This is a genomic window from Mycobacterium sp. IDUB_21 (assembly GCF_055419425.1).
This window is the reverse complement of record NZ_JBVAXQ010000010.1, coordinates 133,714-147,878: the sequence shown is the minus strand read 5'-3', so window position 1 is coordinate 147,878 and position 14,165 is coordinate 133,714. Positions and strand designations below refer to the sequence as shown.

Genomic DNA, 14,165 nt, shown 5'->3' with positions numbered 1-14,165 from the left:
TTTCGCCTAACGGATTTTCGGATCCGCGTTGACGAGCTGGAGGAGACCATGCCCGAGGGAATGAGCTTCGAGCTGACCGAGGACCAGCAGCTGATCCGGCGGTCGGTCGCCGAACTGGCGTCAAAGTTCGACGACCACTACTGGATGACCAAGGACCTGGCGCACGAATTCCCGCAGGAGTTCTACGACGCCATCGCCGGTGGCGGCTGGCTGGGCATGACCATCCCCGAGGAGTTCGGCGGCCACGGGCTGGGCATCACCGAGGCCACCATTCTGGCCGAGGAAGTGGCGCGCTCCGGCGGTGGCATGAACGCCGCCAGCGCGATCCACCTGTCGATCTTCGGAATGCAGCCGGTCGTGGTCTTCGGTTCGGACGAGATGAAGGCCGAAACCCTGCCTCGCATCGTCAGCGGCGACCTGCACGTGTGCTTCGGTGTCACCGAACCGACTGCGGGACTCGATACTTCACGCATCACCACGTTCGCCAAGCGTGACGGCAGCGACTATGTGGTCAATGGCCGCAAGGTGTGGATCTCCAAAGCTCTTGAGTCCGAGAAGATCCTGCTGCTGACCCGCACCGAGTCCCGCGAGGACGTGCAAAAGCGAGGGGCCAAACCCACCGACGGCCTCACCCTGTTTCTCACCGATATCGACCGCGATCACGTCGAGATCCGGCCGATCGCCAAGATGGGCCGAAATGCGGTGTCCTCCAACGAGGTGTTCATCGACGACCTGCGAATTCCGGCTGAACACCGGATTGGTGAAGAGGGCAAGGGCTTTTCCTACATCCTGCACGGGCTCAACCCGGAGCGCATGCTGATTGCCGCCGAGGCCCTCGGCATTGGCCGGGTTGCACTCGACCGTGCGGTCAAGTACGCCAACGAGCGCGTGGTGTTCGACCGGCCGATCGGGATGAATCAGGGCATCCAGTTCCCGCTCGCCGACTCGCTGGCCCGCCTGGATGCCGCCGAGTTGATCCTGCGCAAGGCCACCTGGCTCTACGACAACGGCAAGTCCTGTGGCCGTGAGGCCAACATGGCCAAATACCTCTGTGCCGACGCCGGTTTCGGGGCGGCCGACCGGGCGCTGCAGACCCACGGCGGCATGGGCTACTCGGAGGAATACAACATCTCGCGGTTCTTCCGGGAGTCCCGCCTGATGAAGATCGCGCCGGTCAGCCAGGAGATGATCCTGAACTTCCTGGGTTCGCACGTGCTCGGACTGCCGAGAAGCTACTGATGGCTGCACCGCTGGCGGGCATCACGGTGGTGGCCCTGGAACAGGCGGTGTCGGCACCGATGTGCACCCGCGCCCTGGCCGACTTCGGTGCCCGCGTGATCAAGGTGGAGAACCCCGACGGCGGCGACTTCGCCCGCTACTACGACGACGTCGTCAATGGGCAGGCCGCGCATTTCGTCTGGGTCAACCGTGGCAAGGAATCGGTGACCCTGGACCTGAAAAGTGCTGAGGGACGCGAGGTTCTGCACCGGCTGCTGGACCGCGCCGACGTCCTGGTGTCCAACCTGGCGCCGGGTGCCATCGCCCGGCTGGGCCTGTCCGTCGAGGAAATGGCGACTCGGCACCCGAACGTGATCGCCGTCGAGATCGACGGCTACGGCACCGGCGGCCCGCTGTCGCACAAGCGGGCCTACGACCTGCTGGTCCAAGCGGAGTCCGGGGTGTGCTCGGTGACCGGCAACCCGGGCGCGCCGGCCAAGCCGGGCCCGCCGGTGGCCGACGTGACCAGCGGTCTGTACGCGGCGCTGTCGATCATGGCGCTGCTGGTCGGCCGTAACGGGGCAGGCGGGGACGCACCGGCGCCATCGGTCACCGTGAGCCTGTTCGACACGATGGCCGAGATGATGGGCTACCACCTGACCTACGCGCGGCACTCCGGGATCGACCAGCAGCCGCTGGGAATGAGCTCACCGGCCGTCGCGCCCTACGGCGCCTATCCGACCGCCGATGGGCAGACCGTGGTGCTGGGCACCACCAACGACCGAGAATGGCAGCGGCTGGCCGGCGAACTGCTGGGCCGTGACGATCTGGCCGCCGACCCGCGCTTCGCCGGAAACGCCGACCGGGTCGCGCACCGGGCGATCCTGGACGAGGCGATCGGGGAGTGGTGCGCCCGCCACGACCTGGCGAAGATCCAGGACGCCGCCGATGCCGCCGGAATCGGCAACGCCCGCTACAACACCCCCAGCGACGTGCTGGCCCATCCGCAGCTCGCCGAGCGGCAGCGGTGGCGCTCGATCGACACCCCCGCCGGGCCGATCCCGTCGTTGCTGCCGCCGCCGGTGATCGCCGGCTACCAGCCGCCGATGGGGGCGGTGCCGGGCCTGGGCGAGCACACCGATGCGGTGCTGGGCGAGCTGGGTTTCACCGACCCCGAGATCGCCGCGCTGCGCGGTCAGGGGGCGATCGGGCAGGCTGGGGACTGATGGCACAGAACCCCGGCGCGGACGAGCCGGTCCTGCTGAGGACCGATCGCGACGGCGTGCGGACACTCACCCTGAACCGGCCCGCCCGCAAGAACGCGATCAACCCGGAGCTGTGGCGCCGGCTGCGCGATGCGCTGCGTGACGCCGCCGACGACCGCGACCTGCGCGCCCTGGTCATCACCGGCGCCGGCGGCGCGTTCTGCTCGGGCGCGGATATCGGCACCCCCGAGGAGGTCCACCCGGTCGAGAAGCTGCGCCGGCTGTCCGACGTCGCGCTGGCCCTGCACGAACTGTCGATACCGACCGTCGCCAAAGTCGCCGGCGTCGCTGTCGGGGCGGGCTGGAACCTGGCGCTCGGCTGCGATCTGGTGGTCGCGACGCCGGAATCGACGTTCTGCCAGATCTTCTCGAAGCGGGGACTCTCGATCGATTTGGGTGGGTCGTGGTTGCTGCCCAAGATCGTCGGGCTGCAGCAGGCCAAGCGGCTGGCGCTGCTGGCCGAGACCATCGATGCCGCTGAAGCCGAGGTGCTGAACCTGGTCACCTGGGTGGTGGGGGCCGGCGAGATCGACGGGTTCGTCGACGAACTCGCCGACCGGCTGGCGGCCGGCCCGCCGCGGGCACTGGCCCAGACCAAGACACTGCTCAACCAGGGTGCCGACTGCACACTGCCCGAGGCGCTGGTCAATGAATCACGAGCCCAGATAGTCAATTTCGCGGGAACTGATGCCGCGGAAGCGTATGCGGCGTTCGCGGAGAAGCGCACGCCGCGCTTCACCGGTGGATGGCCGGCGAAGTCAACGAGATCGGAGTAGAACAGATGCGACCCACGGTGATCGTCGGAGCGGTGCGCAGCCCGGTCGGCAAGCGCAACGGCGGCCTGGCCGGCACGCACGCCGCGGACCTGTCCGCGACCGTGCTCAACGAGTTGATGCAGCGCACCGGGGTCGACCCGGAGGTCGTCGACGACGTGGTGTGGGGCTGCGTGTCGCAGGTCGGCGACCAGTCCTCCAATATCGGGCGTTATGCCGTGCTGGCCGCGGGCTGGCCGGAGGCCATCCCGGGCACCACGGTCAACCGGGCCTGCGGCTCCAGCCAGCAGGCGCTGGACTTCGCCGTGCAGGCCGTGATGTCGGGGCAGCAGGACGTCGTCGTCGCCGGCGGTGTGGAGGTGATGAGTCGGGTACCGCTCGGTGCCGCCCGGGCCAGCGGGGAGCCCTACGGACCGAAAGCCCTTGCGCGCTATGACGGGTTTCAGTTCAATCAGGGCATCGGCGCCGAGATGATCTGCGAGAAATGGGGTTTCGACCGCACCCGGGTCGACGAATATTCGGCGCGCTCACATGAACTGGCCGCCGCCGCGCAGGATGCCGGGGCGTTCCGCGATCAGATCATCGCGATAGCGACCGACGGCGGGGTTGTGGAGGACGACGAGGGCATCCGCCGCGGCACCACCGCCGCGAAGCTGGCCGGGCTCAAGCCGTCCTTCCGCGAGGACGGCATGATTCACGCCGGCAACGCCTCGCAGATCTCCGACGGTGCCGCAGCGCTTTTGGTGATGACCGAGGACGAGGCCGCCCGGCGCGGCCTGACCCCGCTGGTGCGTTACACCGCCGGCGCGGTGACCGGGGCCGACCCGGTGCTGATGCTCACCGGACCCATCCCGGCCACCGCGAAGGTGCTCAAGCGCGCAGGCCTGGGTATCGGCGACATCGGCGTGTTCGAGGTCAACGAGGCGTTCGCCCCGGTGCCGATGGCCTGGCTGGCCGAGACCGGCGCCGACGAGAAGCTGCTCAACCCGTTGGGCGGGGCGATCGCGCTGGGCCATCCGCTCGGCGCATCAGGCGCGGTGCTGATGACCCGGATGATTCATCACATGCGCGACAACGGGATTCGCTACGGATTGCAGACCATGTGCGAAGGCGGCGGAACCGCCAACGCGACGATCGTCGAACTGGTCGGTTAGGCCGGCCAGGTCGGTTAGGAAGGCAGCGATGCAGCGCGTTCTGTTCACCGAAGACCACGAGGCGTTTCGGGCTCTGGCCCGCGACTTCGTCGAGAAGCACGTGGTGCCCGAATACCCGCAGTGGGAGAAGGCCGGCCGGATGCCGCGCCCGGTCTTCGAGCACCTGGGCTCGCTGGGGATGCTCGGCATGGCGATCCCCGAGGAGTACGGCGGCGCCGGAATCGACGACTACCGCTACAACGTGGTGCTGCAGGAGGAGGCGGCGCGCGCTCTGGTCACGCTGTCCACGGTGCGCACCCAGCTCGAGGTGATCCTGCCCTACTTCCTGCACTACGCCAACGACGAGCAGCGGGCGCGGTGGTTCCCCGGGATGGCGGCCGGCAAGCTGCTGACGGCGATCGCGATGACCGAACCGGGCACCGGGTCGGATCTGGCCGGGATGCGCACCACCGCGGTGCGGGACGGCGACGACTACATCCTCAACGGGGCCAAGACATTCATCACCGGCGGCATCCAGGCCGACCTGGTGATCGTGGTGGCCCGCACCGCCACCGACCCCGACAACCGCCGGGCCGGCTTGACGCTGCTGGTGGTCGAGGACGGCATGGCCGGCTTCGCCCGGGGCCGCGAACTGGACAAGATGGGCTGCAAGGTGCAGGACACCGCCGAGTTGTCCTTCGCTGATGTCCGGGTTCCGGTGGCCAACCGGCTGGGGGAGGAAGGCCAGGCCTTCAGCTACCTGGGCCACAACCTCGCCCAGGAGCGGCTCACCGTCGCGGTCGGCTCGGTTGCCCAGTCCCGCTCGGCGCTGGCCGCCACCATCGACTACGTGAAGAACCGCAATGTGTTCGGCTCGCCGGTCGCGTCGTTCCAGAACACCAAGTTCGAATTGGCGGCGGTCTCCACTGAGATCGAGGCCGCCCAGTGCATGCTCGACCGAGCCGTCATCGAACATGTCGACGGCGCGCTCTCGGGCGCTGACGCCGCGCGGGTGAAACTGTTCTGCACCGAGATGCAGGCCCGGGTGATCGACCGCTGCCTACAGCTGTTCGGCGGCTACGGCTACATGATGGAGTACCCGATCGCGCGGCTCTACACCGATGCGCGGGTGGCCCGGATCTATGCCGGGACCAGCGAGGTGATGAAGATGATCGTCGCCAAGTCGTTGGGTTTGTGAGTCCGTAACCAAAGATTCTTCAGTGAGACCCTTGTCACAACCGACCTAACCAACCTACTGTGTGTTCACTTGGTTGGTTGATCGAAGGAGCCCGGTGACCTCACCACGGCCGTACGCCACCCTCCTGGCCAAAGGCGAGGACCGCAGGCAACGGATCCTGCTGGCGGCTGAACACCTGCTGGCGCGCAATGGCTGGCGCAACACCTCGCTGGCGCAGATCGCCCGCAATGCCGGTGTCAGCGCGGCCGGCCTGCTACACCACTTCGCGTCCAAGGAACAGCTGCTGCACGCGGTTCTCGACGCACGTGACGCCGACGACGACTCGCACGCCGACCGAGGCGGTGACCTCATCGAGGAGATCCGGCGGGTTGCCGAGCGGTTCGTCCGGGCACCCGAATTGGTCGGAATGTTCACCGTGCTGCTCGCGGAGAACGTGCTGCCGGAGGCGCCTCTGCACCATCGGATGCTCCAGCGGTACCGCGCCGCGCTGGACATCGTCGCCGACCTGATCCGGCGCGGCCAAGACGCCGGCCGCTACCGCACCGATTTCGACGCGGGCATCAAGGCCGCCGAGATTCTCGCCTTTATCACTGGAATGGAGATGTCATGGCTTCTGGACCCTTCAATACCCCTGACCGAGGTGTTCACGGCGTACACCGAAACACTGGCCCGCGACTTCGCTCCGCCGGCAAAGGACGCCCAACGGTGACCGCCGACCCGGACATGCGGTACCGGTTCGACATCGTCGGCCGCAGCGTCCTCGACGTCGTCACGGCCGCAGGTGGCTGGCTCTACGACCGCGCGACGGCGGGCTGGGAGGTCACCGTGATGATCCTCGACGCCTTCGCGGACTTCGAGGACACCGACATTCGCCCGTTGCAGATCCTCGGCGCCCGGGTGCTTGACCTGGAGTCGGTGCTCATGCAATGGGAGCACTGGCCGCACCCGCAGACCATCGCCGTCTGCGCCGAGATGTTCGACGGCCACGCTCGGGTGCGCCAGGGTGTGATCGACGCGCTGGAGCACAGCAGCACCGAGGTGACGCTCTGGGGAGACGTGCCGGCCGAGCTGCACCGCGACGTCGACGCCCGACAGCACCGGCTCAGTGCAGCGGCCCGCGCGTTCAAGGCCCAGGCGCTGCGCGCGGCCGGCGCCGACCCGGCGGGCGGGCCAGCGGGATCAACCCACACCGAGATGTTCAGGTGCGGGCCGGCGTGTGCGTCCGTGGCGGCGGACCTGAGCCCGGCCAGTTGACCGGCGCAACCGCGCGTTGACTGCGAACGTGCCGCTGTCGCGCTCCCTGGTGTTGGTGACGGACTATCGGGTCCCGGATCCGACCAGGGTCTGGCCGCTGTTGCAACGACAACGCGACAGCCTGGCTGACCTGGGCGCCCGTCATGTGCTCGTCTACACTTCGTCGGTCGATCCCGGCCGGGTGCTGGCGCTGATGTCGATCCGCGCCGCGGAGCCGGTGGCAGAACTGCTCCGCGACGAGGTTTTCATGCAGTGGTTCGACGCGGTCGGTGTCAACGACATCCCCGCCGTCTTCGCCGGTTCGCTCGTGGAGCGCATCGAGCTGGCTGACCCGGCGAGCCTCGCCGAACCGCCGAGCTCATGTGGCGGTCCCGGCTTCGCCTCGCCTCCGCCGGCCCGGGGGCCGACTCCGGCGAGCCTCGCCGAACCGCCGGGCGTCGTCGTGGCGGCGGTGGCCGAAGTCGTCGACGCCGAGGCGCTCATCGCCCACGTCCATGCCACCGCGGCCGACTTCACCGCGGCAGGCATCCGGAAGATCTTGATATTCCAGGCCTTTGACAATCCCCGAGAGGTGTTCATGCTGCAGGAGGCGGACGACGAAGCCGTCGCCGGGCAGTGGATCGACCAACCCGAATTCGCCTCCGACTGGGTCACCAGGGCCGGCGTCGGAATCTATCCGCCGGTTTTCGTCGGCCGGCTCCAGCATCTGATGCGCGTAGCGGACCTGCCAGAAGCAGAGCCGACGCGATGACGGCGCGTCAGTCGCTGGCCGGTAGCGGCTTGGCTTCCTTGATGACCAAGGGCACCGTGCCGATGCTCAACGTCCCGGTACCGGCCTTGGTGACCAGCACCTCGGCACCGGCGTCGTCGACGTAGCGTTTGCCCATCACCGCGCCGGCGCCGAACTCGGGGTCCAACGTCGCGTCGCCGGGGCCATCAGCGTCCAGCGGCACCATCGGGGCGCCGCCGGCGCGCAGATCATCGAGGCTGTCGGCGGTCTTCACCACGATGATCTGGGTGTCGCACACCTGACTCTTCAGACGGGTACCGGACTTGATCATGGCGTCCCTTCGACTTCGACAACTTTGACGGCTTGCAGTTCTTCGACCAGTTGCGCAACGAGTTCCCGGCGCAGCACCTTGCCGGTGGGGGTGGTCGGCAGTTCCGGGCGGAAGACGACCCGATCCGGCGTGCGGGATCCTCGCAGCTGTTCCCGAACATACTCGCGCAGTGCGTCGGGTTCCGGCGACGTACCGGGCGCGGACACCACGCACGCGACGATGATCTGGCCCCACTCCGGATCCGGGGCGCCCACCACTGCGACCTCGCGGACCTCGGGGTGTTCGACCAGCACATCCTCGATCTCGGCGGGGGCGATGTTCTCGCCGCCCCGGATGATGGTGTCGTCGGAGCGTCCGACGATGAACAGGTAGCCCTCGCTGTCCAGCACCGCGAGGTCGCGGGTCGGGAACCAGCCTTCGGCGTCGAGCACCGACCCGATGCCGGTGTAGGTGCCCGAGACCTGCTCGCCCCGGACGAACAGCTCCCCGGGCTGCCCGGCTTCGAGCACCCGGCCTTGGTCGTCGCGGATGACGACGTCGACGCCGGGGACCGGGCGGCCGACCGACCCCAGCCGTTTCCGGACCGCTTCGTCGGTGGACTCGTATGCCGTCCGGTGGTCTTCGGGGGTCAGCACCGCCACCGTCGAACTGGTCTCGGTCAGGCCGTATGCGTTGACGAAGCCGACGTCAGGCAGCAGGTCCAGTGCCCGGCGCACCAGTGGCAGGGCCACTTTGGAACCGCCGTAGGCCAGGTTGCGCAGGGCGGGCAGCGGGGTGGGGTGGGATTCCAGTTCCGAGACGATGCGCTCCAGCATCGTCGGAACCACCGTCGCGGTGGTCACCGCTTCGGTCTTGACCAGCCGGATCCACTCGGCGGCGCTGAAGCGGCGCAGATAGACCGACCTGCGCCCGGCGTACAGGTTGCTCAGCGCCGCTCCGACGCCGGCGATGTGGTACGGCGGAACGCAGATCAGTGCGGCGTCGGAGGGATCGGCGGAGCCGAACTCGACCGTGCCGGTCACGTAGCTGGTCAGGTTGTTGTGGGACAGCTCAACGGCTTTGGGTGCGGATGTGGTGCCCGAGGTGAACAACACGACAGCGACGTCTTCGGGATCCGGCCACTGCACTTCCGGGCTGGTGGTGCGGGTGCGGGCACAGAAAGTGTCGGAATCGATCTGGCCGACACCGATGTCACCCATCTCGCCGATCAGGTCGAGGTATTCCTTGTCGACGACGACCAGCGGTTGCGGCAGCCGGCCGATCAGCTCGCGCAGCGCCTGGCCGCTGAGGCGGTAGTTCAGCGGCGCGAAGGGCAGCCCCGCCCGCGCCGCGGAGAACAGCAGCAGCGGCAGCATGTCGCCGCCCATCCCGATGTAGGCCACACTGCCCGCGCCGGTTTCCGTGATCACGCCGGCGCCGGCGTCGGCGAGGTCGTTGAGCTCCGCGGTGGTGTAGCGGGTGGTCTCCGACACGACGGCGACGCGATCCGGGTCGCCCGACACCGCCATTTCCAGCAACAATGAAATGCTCACCGCTCGGCTCCCCGTAATGCGTCGTGAATGAGAACGACATTATCATTTTTTGATAGTTGCGCTACCGGCGGGAGCCGGATCGGGACCGTCCATCGGTACGCTGACGTGCGTCATGATCTGCGTGGTCGACCTCGATGAGCAACCACCCGACGCCGAGCCCGGCGCCGGGATCCTCATCGCGACGGGCGCCCGATTCGACGCCCCCCACGCCGAACACTGGCTGCAGCGCGCCACCTTCACCCTCTCGGAGACCGAGGCGGCCGATCGCCGGGTGATCACCGTCGGATCGGTGAGCGAGGCACTGGCCGACATCGTCGACCGGTGCCGGCGCCGGCCGCAGTCGGCGGCGATCTGCGACGACGTGCTGCGCGCGCTGGATCCGGCGGCACCGGCGGTCTCCGGAGTGATCACCGAATCCCTGGCCTATTCGGTGCTGCAGGCCGGCCCGGAGTTCGCCGGCTGGCTGGCCGAGCGCGGGCCGGCGACGACGCCCGACGGCATCGACCCGGTGCTGATCGACCGGGACGGGGACACCCTGCTACTGCGGCTCAACCGGCCGCAACGCCACAACGCCTTCGACAACGCGATGCGGGCCGCCCTGCTCGACGGGCTGGCCGTCGCCGCCGCCGACACCTCGATCGACGAGGTGGTGCTGTCCGGGTCCGGCCGGTCCTTCTGCAGCGGCGGAGACCTCGCCGAGTTCGGCAGCTTCACCGATGTGCCCAGCGCTCACCTGGCCCGCACCCGCCACAGCCCCGCGCTGGCGCTGGACGCGCTGACCGTCCGGCTCGGCACGCGCTGCCGCGCCGAAGTCCACGGCCAGGTGCTGGGCAGCGGGCTGGAGATGGCGGCCTTCTGCGGCCGGGTGCGGGCACACCCCGAGGCGGTACTGGGCCTGCCCGAGCTGAACCTCGGGCTGATACCGGGCGCCGGCGGCACCGTCAGCATCACCCGCCGCATCGGACGTTGGCGCACCGCCTATCTCGTCCTGTCGGGCCGCACCATCGACGCCCCGACCGCGCTGCGGTGGGGCCTGGTCGACGAGGTCGGGACACCCTGATGACCGGGGCTGCCTGGGGCGCGTCGGGGCTGGCCTGGCTCACCGGTGAGCCCGACGGCCGACCGGATTTCTCCCGCGCCGCGGTGCTGCAGCAGGCCGCGCGGACGCTCGACCGCGTCAACGCCGCGACGGGCATCGGGGCCGACGCCGCGACGCTGCTCGCCGGGCGCGCCGGGCTCCTCGGCTGGACCCGCGCCGGTCGCGTCTCGGCCGGGGGAGCCTCCCGGCTGCTGGCCGCCGCCGACGGCTGGTGGGCGATCACCTTGTCACGCGCCGATGATCTCGACGCCGTGCCCGCCCTGATCGAATCCGACTGCCCAGAGCCGTGGGCGGCGATCGCGGCGTGGGCGGGGGAGAGGCCGGCGGCAGAGGTGGTGGCGCGGGCGCGGTTGCTCGATCTTCCCGCCGCCGCACTGGGCGAGACCGCCCCCGCGCCGCCGTCGATCCGCCGAGTCGGATTCCCGGGAGCAGACCGCGGGCCGCGCGGTGCCCTTGTTGTCGACCTGACGTCGCTGTGGGCAGGCCCGCTGTGCGGGCAGTTGCTGGCGCAGGCCGGCGCCACCGTCGTCAAAGTGGAAAGCCCGTCCCGCCCGGACGGCACCCGCGGCGGGCCGAGCGCGTTCTTCGACTGGATGAACGGCGGAAAGCTGTCCTGCGCGGTCGATTTCGACCGTGATGCTGCTTTTCTTGTCCGGTTGCTGGAGGCGGCCGACGTGGTGCTGGAGGGTTCGCGTCCCGCGGCACTGGCCCGCCGCGGGCTGGGGCCGTTCGACGTGGCGGGCCGGCCGGGGCGGGTGTGGCTGCAGATCACCGCACACGGCGCCGAGGCTCCCGGTTCGTACGGCGGTCCCCGCTTCGTCTCTCCTTCGTCGAGCCTCGCTGAACCGCCGGGTTCATGCGGCGGTCCCAGCTTCGCCTCTCCTTCGTCGAGCCTCGCTGAACCGCCGGGTTCATGCGGCGGTCCCAGCTTCGCCTCTCCTTCGTCGAGCCTCGCTGAACCGCCGGGGTTCGGCGATGACGCGGCGGTGGCGGGCGGGCTGGTGGGTTGCGATGCCGCCGGCGACCCGGTGTTCTGCGGCGACGCCATCGCCGATCCGCTCACCGGTATCGAGGCCGCCGCCGCGGTGCTCGATTCGCTGGCTCGCGGTGGCGGCGAGGTGATCACGTTCGCCCTGGCCGCCGTCGCCGCGCGCTATGCCGCGCTGCCGTTGCACCCCGCCGTCGAGCATGAGGTGTTGCCGCCCGCCCGCCCGCGCATCGAGGGCAGCGGCCCGCAGCTGGGGGCCGACAATGCACGAGTCGGCGAGCTTCTGGATGCGGCGTCGCGGTGCTGATCCAGCGGGCGGTGCTGCTGGACGGATCGGCGGTCGACATCCGGCTCGGTGACACGATCGAGGAGGTTGCGCCGGAGCTGACCGCACGCCGCGGCGAAGAGGTCCTGGACGTGCGCAACGCCACGGTGATTCCCGGGCTGCACGATCACCACCTGCATGTGCGGTCGGCGGCTGCAGCGCTGGACTCGGTCCGGGTGGGCCCGCCGCAGGTGCACACGCTCGACGAGCTGGCCGCCGCGCTGCGCGCTGCGACGGCTGACCGCGACGGCTGGGTGCGCTGCTACGGCTATCACGAAACGGTCGCGGGGGAACTCAACGCCGCACTGCTGGATCGGTTTTCACCGGAGGTGCCGGTACGGGTAGCGCATCGCAGCGGCGCAATGTGGGTGCTCAACTCCGCCGGGCTGGCCCGCATCGGCATGACCGACCACCCGGACGGCCGGCTGATGCGGGCGCACGGAGACCCAGTACCCCAGCTGCCGCAGCGGCAGCCGTCGCTGACGCGGCTGAGCCGGCAGCTGGCAGCCTTCGGGGTCACCGGGATCACCGAAGCCACCCCCGGCCACACCGACGCCGACATCGCCGTGTTCGCGGCGGCGCGCAGTGGCGGCGAGCTGCGGCAGCGGCTGCACTGCATGGCGCCCGCCGGGACCGCGGCGGCGCCGGGGATCACGCTCGGGCCGGCCAAGATCATCCTCGACGACGCCCGCCTGGACCTCGATGCACTGACCAAAGCCCTGTGCGACAACCACAGTCGCGACCACGGTGTGGCCCTGCACTGCGTCACCGACGCCCAGCTCACCGTCGCCGTCGCGGCATGGCAGTCCGCCGGGACGCACCGCGACGACCGCATCGAGCACGCGGCGATGGTGCCCGAGGACCGGCTGACCGACCTCGCTGCGCTGCAGATCACCGTCGTCACCCAGCCCAACTTCGTCGCCGAACGCGGCGACGACTACCTCGCCGAGATCGAACCCGACCGGCACCACGAGCTATGGCGACTGGCGTCGTTGCGGGACAACGGAATCCCGGTGGCACTCTCCACCGACACGCCCTTCGGCGACGGCGAGCCCTGGGCGGCCATGCGGGCCGCGGTGAACCGCAGCACGCCCAGTGGCGCCGTGCTGGGCCCCGCCGAGCGGATATCTGCCGGCGCCGCGCTACAGCTGTTCACCGGCCGGCCCGAGCGGCCCGCGACGCCGCGCACGATCGCCGGCGGGGAGCCCGGTGACCTGTGCGTGCTGGCCGGAGACCCGGCCGCGCTGGATGCCGGACTGGTCGACGTGACGATCATCGCCGGTGACGTGGTGTACCAGCACAGCCGCGCTCTGTAGCCTGTCTAATAGTTTGGTTGGTTGGCATATTCGGAAGGCACGACGATGACGCGTACGGACAGTGACAGCTGGGACCTGGCCAGCAGTGTGGGGGCGACCGCGACCATGGTGGCGGCGCAGCGCGCGTTGGCCACCACGGGCCCGGACAAACTGATCGACGACCCGTTCGCGGCGCCGCTGGTGCGTGCGGTCGGCGTCGACTTCTTCACCCGGCTGATCGATGGAGACGTGGAGCTGCCCGAAGGCGACGACTTCGACCCGGTCCGGATGGGCCACGGCATGGGGATCCGGACCCGGTTCTTCGACCAGCACTTCCTGGCGGCGACGCAGAGCGGCATCCGCCAGGCGGTCATCCTCGCCGCCGGGCTGGACTCCCGCGCCTACCGGCTGGACTGGCCGGCCGGCACCGTGGTCTACGAGGTCGACCTGCCCGCGGTGATCGACTTCAAAACCACTACCCTTGCCGACCTGGGCGCCGAGCCGACCGCGGAGCGTCGCACCGTCGCCATCGACCTGCGTGACGACTGGCCGGCCGCGCTCAAGGCCGCCGGATTCGACCCGCAGGCTCCGACCGTGTGGAGCGCCGAGGGTCTGCTGGTCTACCTGCAGCCCGACGCCCAGGACGCCCTGTTCGACACCATCACCGGCCTGAGCGCACCGGGTAGCCGACTGGCCTGTGAGTTCATTCAGGACACCACGGTCTTCGCCAGCCCGGCCTGGCGTGAGCACCGGGAGAAGCTGCAATCCGTCGGCTGCCAGGTGGAGATCGGCGAGCTGATCTATCACGGCGAACGCAACCACATCGTCGAATATCTGACCCAAGGTGGCTGGACGGTGTCGGGCCGCCAGGTTCGCGACCTCTACGCCGAGGCCGGCCTGGAGTACGGGGACGACGAGCTGGCGGTGGCATTCGACGACATGACGTACCTGAGCGCCGCGCTGCCCGGGCCGGGCGTATGAAAATCGTCACAGCGGGTGGCCCGGTGAGGCGGCAGTGCCGCCA

At 69.5% G+C, this 14,165-nt stretch carries 14 protein-coding genes; 12 read left to right on the top strand and 2 right to left on the bottom strand.

Features of this window, described 5'->3' with window-relative positions; translation table 11 throughout:
* The first annotated feature begins 48 nt into the window (after positions 1–48).
* The 8 genes from ACZYY4_RS16085 to ACZYY4_RS16050 all read left to right on the top strand — a co-directional run bounded on the left by ACZYY4_RS16085 (position 49) and on the right by ACZYY4_RS16050 (position 7,592).
* Positions 49–1,239 carry an acyl-CoA dehydrogenase family protein gene (locus ACZYY4_RS16085; protein ID WP_463810985.1) on the top strand — a complete coding sequence of 397 codons (1,191 nt, stop codon included), beginning with the start codon at positions 49–51 and terminating at the stop codon, positions 1,237–1,239.
* A complete protein-coding gene (locus tag ACZYY4_RS16080; protein ID WP_463810984.1) occupies positions 1,239–2,444 on the top strand; it encodes a CaiB/BaiF CoA transferase family protein in 1,206 nt (401 codons plus the stop codon). Before ACZYY4_RS16085 ends, ACZYY4_RS16080 begins: the two co-directional genes overlap by 1 nt.
* Positions 2,444–3,259 (top strand): enoyl-CoA hydratase/isomerase family protein, encoded by an 816-nt coding sequence (locus tag ACZYY4_RS16075; RefSeq protein WP_463810983.1) that lies wholly within the window; start codon positions 2,444–2,446, stop codon positions 3,257–3,259. Before ACZYY4_RS16080 ends, ACZYY4_RS16075 begins: the two co-directional genes overlap by 1 nt.
* 5 nt (positions 3,260–3,264) lie before the next feature.
* A complete protein-coding gene (locus ACZYY4_RS16070; RefSeq protein ID WP_463810982.1) occupies positions 3,265–4,410 on the top strand; it encodes a thiolase family protein in 1,146 nt (381 codons plus the stop codon).
* A gap of 28 nt (positions 4,411–4,438) precedes the next feature.
* Positions 4,439–5,587 (top strand): acyl-CoA dehydrogenase family protein, encoded by a 1,149-nt coding sequence (locus tag ACZYY4_RS16065; RefSeq protein WP_463810981.1) that lies wholly within the window; start codon positions 4,439–4,441, stop codon positions 5,585–5,587.
* Between the two features lie 94 nt (positions 5,588–5,681).
* A complete protein-coding gene (locus ACZYY4_RS16060) occupies positions 5,682–6,296 on the top strand; it encodes a TetR/AcrR family transcriptional regulator (protein ID WP_463810980.1) in 615 nt (204 codons plus the stop codon).
* A gap of 14 nt (positions 6,297–6,310) precedes the next feature.
* Positions 6,311–6,841: a hypothetical protein gene (locus tag ACZYY4_RS16055; RefSeq protein ID WP_463811037.1), complete on the top strand. Its 531-nt coding sequence runs from the start codon at positions 6,311–6,313 to the stop codon at positions 6,839–6,841.
* Between the two features lie 28 nt (positions 6,842–6,869).
* The gene (locus ACZYY4_RS16050) at positions 6,870–7,592 is read left to right on the top strand and encodes a fatty-acid--CoA ligase (protein WP_463810979.1); all 723 of its coding nucleotides are present in this window, start codon (positions 6,870–6,872) and stop codon (positions 7,590–7,592) included.
* 7 nt (positions 7,593–7,599) lie between these two features.
* Here the strand turns inward: ACZYY4_RS16050 and ACZYY4_RS16045 are convergent, their stop codons facing one another.
* The gene (locus ACZYY4_RS16045) at positions 7,600–7,902 is read right to left on the bottom strand and encodes a hypothetical protein (RefSeq protein ID WP_463810978.1); all 303 of its coding nucleotides are present in this window, start codon (positions 7,900–7,902) and stop codon (positions 7,600–7,602) included.
* Positions 7,899–9,434 (bottom strand): class I adenylate-forming enzyme family protein, encoded by a 1,536-nt coding sequence (locus tag ACZYY4_RS16040; protein WP_463810977.1) that lies wholly within the window; start codon positions 9,432–9,434, stop codon positions 7,899–7,901. The genes ACZYY4_RS16045 and ACZYY4_RS16040 overlap by 4 nt, the downstream gene beginning before the upstream one ends.
* A 112-nt stretch (positions 9,435–9,546) precedes the next feature.
* On the opposite strand from ACZYY4_RS16040, the gene ACZYY4_RS16035 reads away from it, so the two are divergent.
* Genes ACZYY4_RS16035 through ACZYY4_RS16020 form a run of 4 tightly spaced genes read left to right on the top strand, consistent with a single transcriptional unit; the run spans position 9,547 to position 14,122 of the window.
* The gene (locus ACZYY4_RS16035) at positions 9,547–10,494 is read left to right on the top strand and encodes an enoyl-CoA hydratase/isomerase family protein (protein WP_463810976.1); all 948 of its coding nucleotides are present in this window, start codon (positions 9,547–9,549) and stop codon (positions 10,492–10,494) included.
* Positions 10,494–11,828: a CoA transferase gene (locus ACZYY4_RS16030; RefSeq protein ID WP_463810975.1), complete on the top strand. Its 1,335-nt coding sequence runs from the start codon at positions 10,494–10,496 to the stop codon at positions 11,826–11,828. Before ACZYY4_RS16035 ends, ACZYY4_RS16030 begins: the two co-directional genes overlap by 1 nt.
* A complete protein-coding gene (locus ACZYY4_RS16025) occupies positions 11,822–13,162 on the top strand; it encodes an amidohydrolase family protein (RefSeq protein ID WP_463810974.1) in 1,341 nt (446 codons plus the stop codon). Before ACZYY4_RS16030 ends, ACZYY4_RS16025 begins: the two co-directional genes overlap by 7 nt.
* A 45-nt stretch (positions 13,163–13,207) precedes the next feature.
* Positions 13,208–14,122: a class I SAM-dependent methyltransferase gene (locus ACZYY4_RS16020; RefSeq protein WP_463810973.1), complete on the top strand. Its 915-nt coding sequence runs from the start codon at positions 13,208–13,210 to the stop codon at positions 14,120–14,122.
* Positions 14,123–14,165 lie beyond the last annotated feature (43 nt).

What these genes read in the sequence shown, in the direction of transcription:
- ACZYY4_RS16085 (WP_463810985.1), top strand. Translation starts at nt 49, where the DNA reads ATGCCCGAGGGAATGAGCTTCGAGCTGACCGAGGACCAGCAGCTGATC.
- ACZYY4_RS16080 (WP_463810984.1), top strand. Translation starts at nt 1,239, where the DNA reads ATGGCTGCACCGCTGGCGGGCATCACGGTGGTGGCCCTGGAACAGGCG.
- ACZYY4_RS16075 (WP_463810983.1), top strand. Translation starts at nt 2,444, where the DNA reads ATGGCACAGAACCCCGGCGCGGACGAGCCGGTCCTGCTGAGGACCGAT.
- ACZYY4_RS16070 (WP_463810982.1), top strand. Translation starts at nt 3,265, where the DNA reads ATGCGACCCACGGTGATCGTCGGAGCGGTGCGCAGCCCGGTCGGCAAG.
- ACZYY4_RS16065 (WP_463810981.1), top strand. Translation starts at nt 4,439, where the DNA reads ATGCAGCGCGTTCTGTTCACCGAAGACCACGAGGCGTTTCGGGCTCTG.
- ACZYY4_RS16055 (WP_463811037.1), top strand. Translation starts at nt 6,311, where the DNA reads ATGCGGTACCGGTTCGACATCGTCGGCCGCAGCGTCCTCGACGTCGTC.
- ACZYY4_RS16045 (WP_463810978.1), bottom strand. Translation starts at nt 7,902, where the DNA reads ATGATCAAGTCCGGTACCCGTCTGAAGAGTCAGGTGTGCGACACCCAG.
- ACZYY4_RS16035 (WP_463810976.1), top strand. Translation starts at nt 9,547, where the DNA reads ATGATCTGCGTGGTCGACCTCGATGAGCAACCACCCGACGCCGAGCCC.
- ACZYY4_RS16030 (WP_463810975.1), top strand. Translation starts at nt 10,494, where the DNA reads ATGACCGGGGCTGCCTGGGGCGCGTCGGGGCTGGCCTGGCTCACCGGT.
- ACZYY4_RS16020 (WP_463810973.1), top strand. Translation starts at nt 13,208, where the DNA reads ATGACGCGTACGGACAGTGACAGCTGGGACCTGGCCAGCAGTGTGGGG.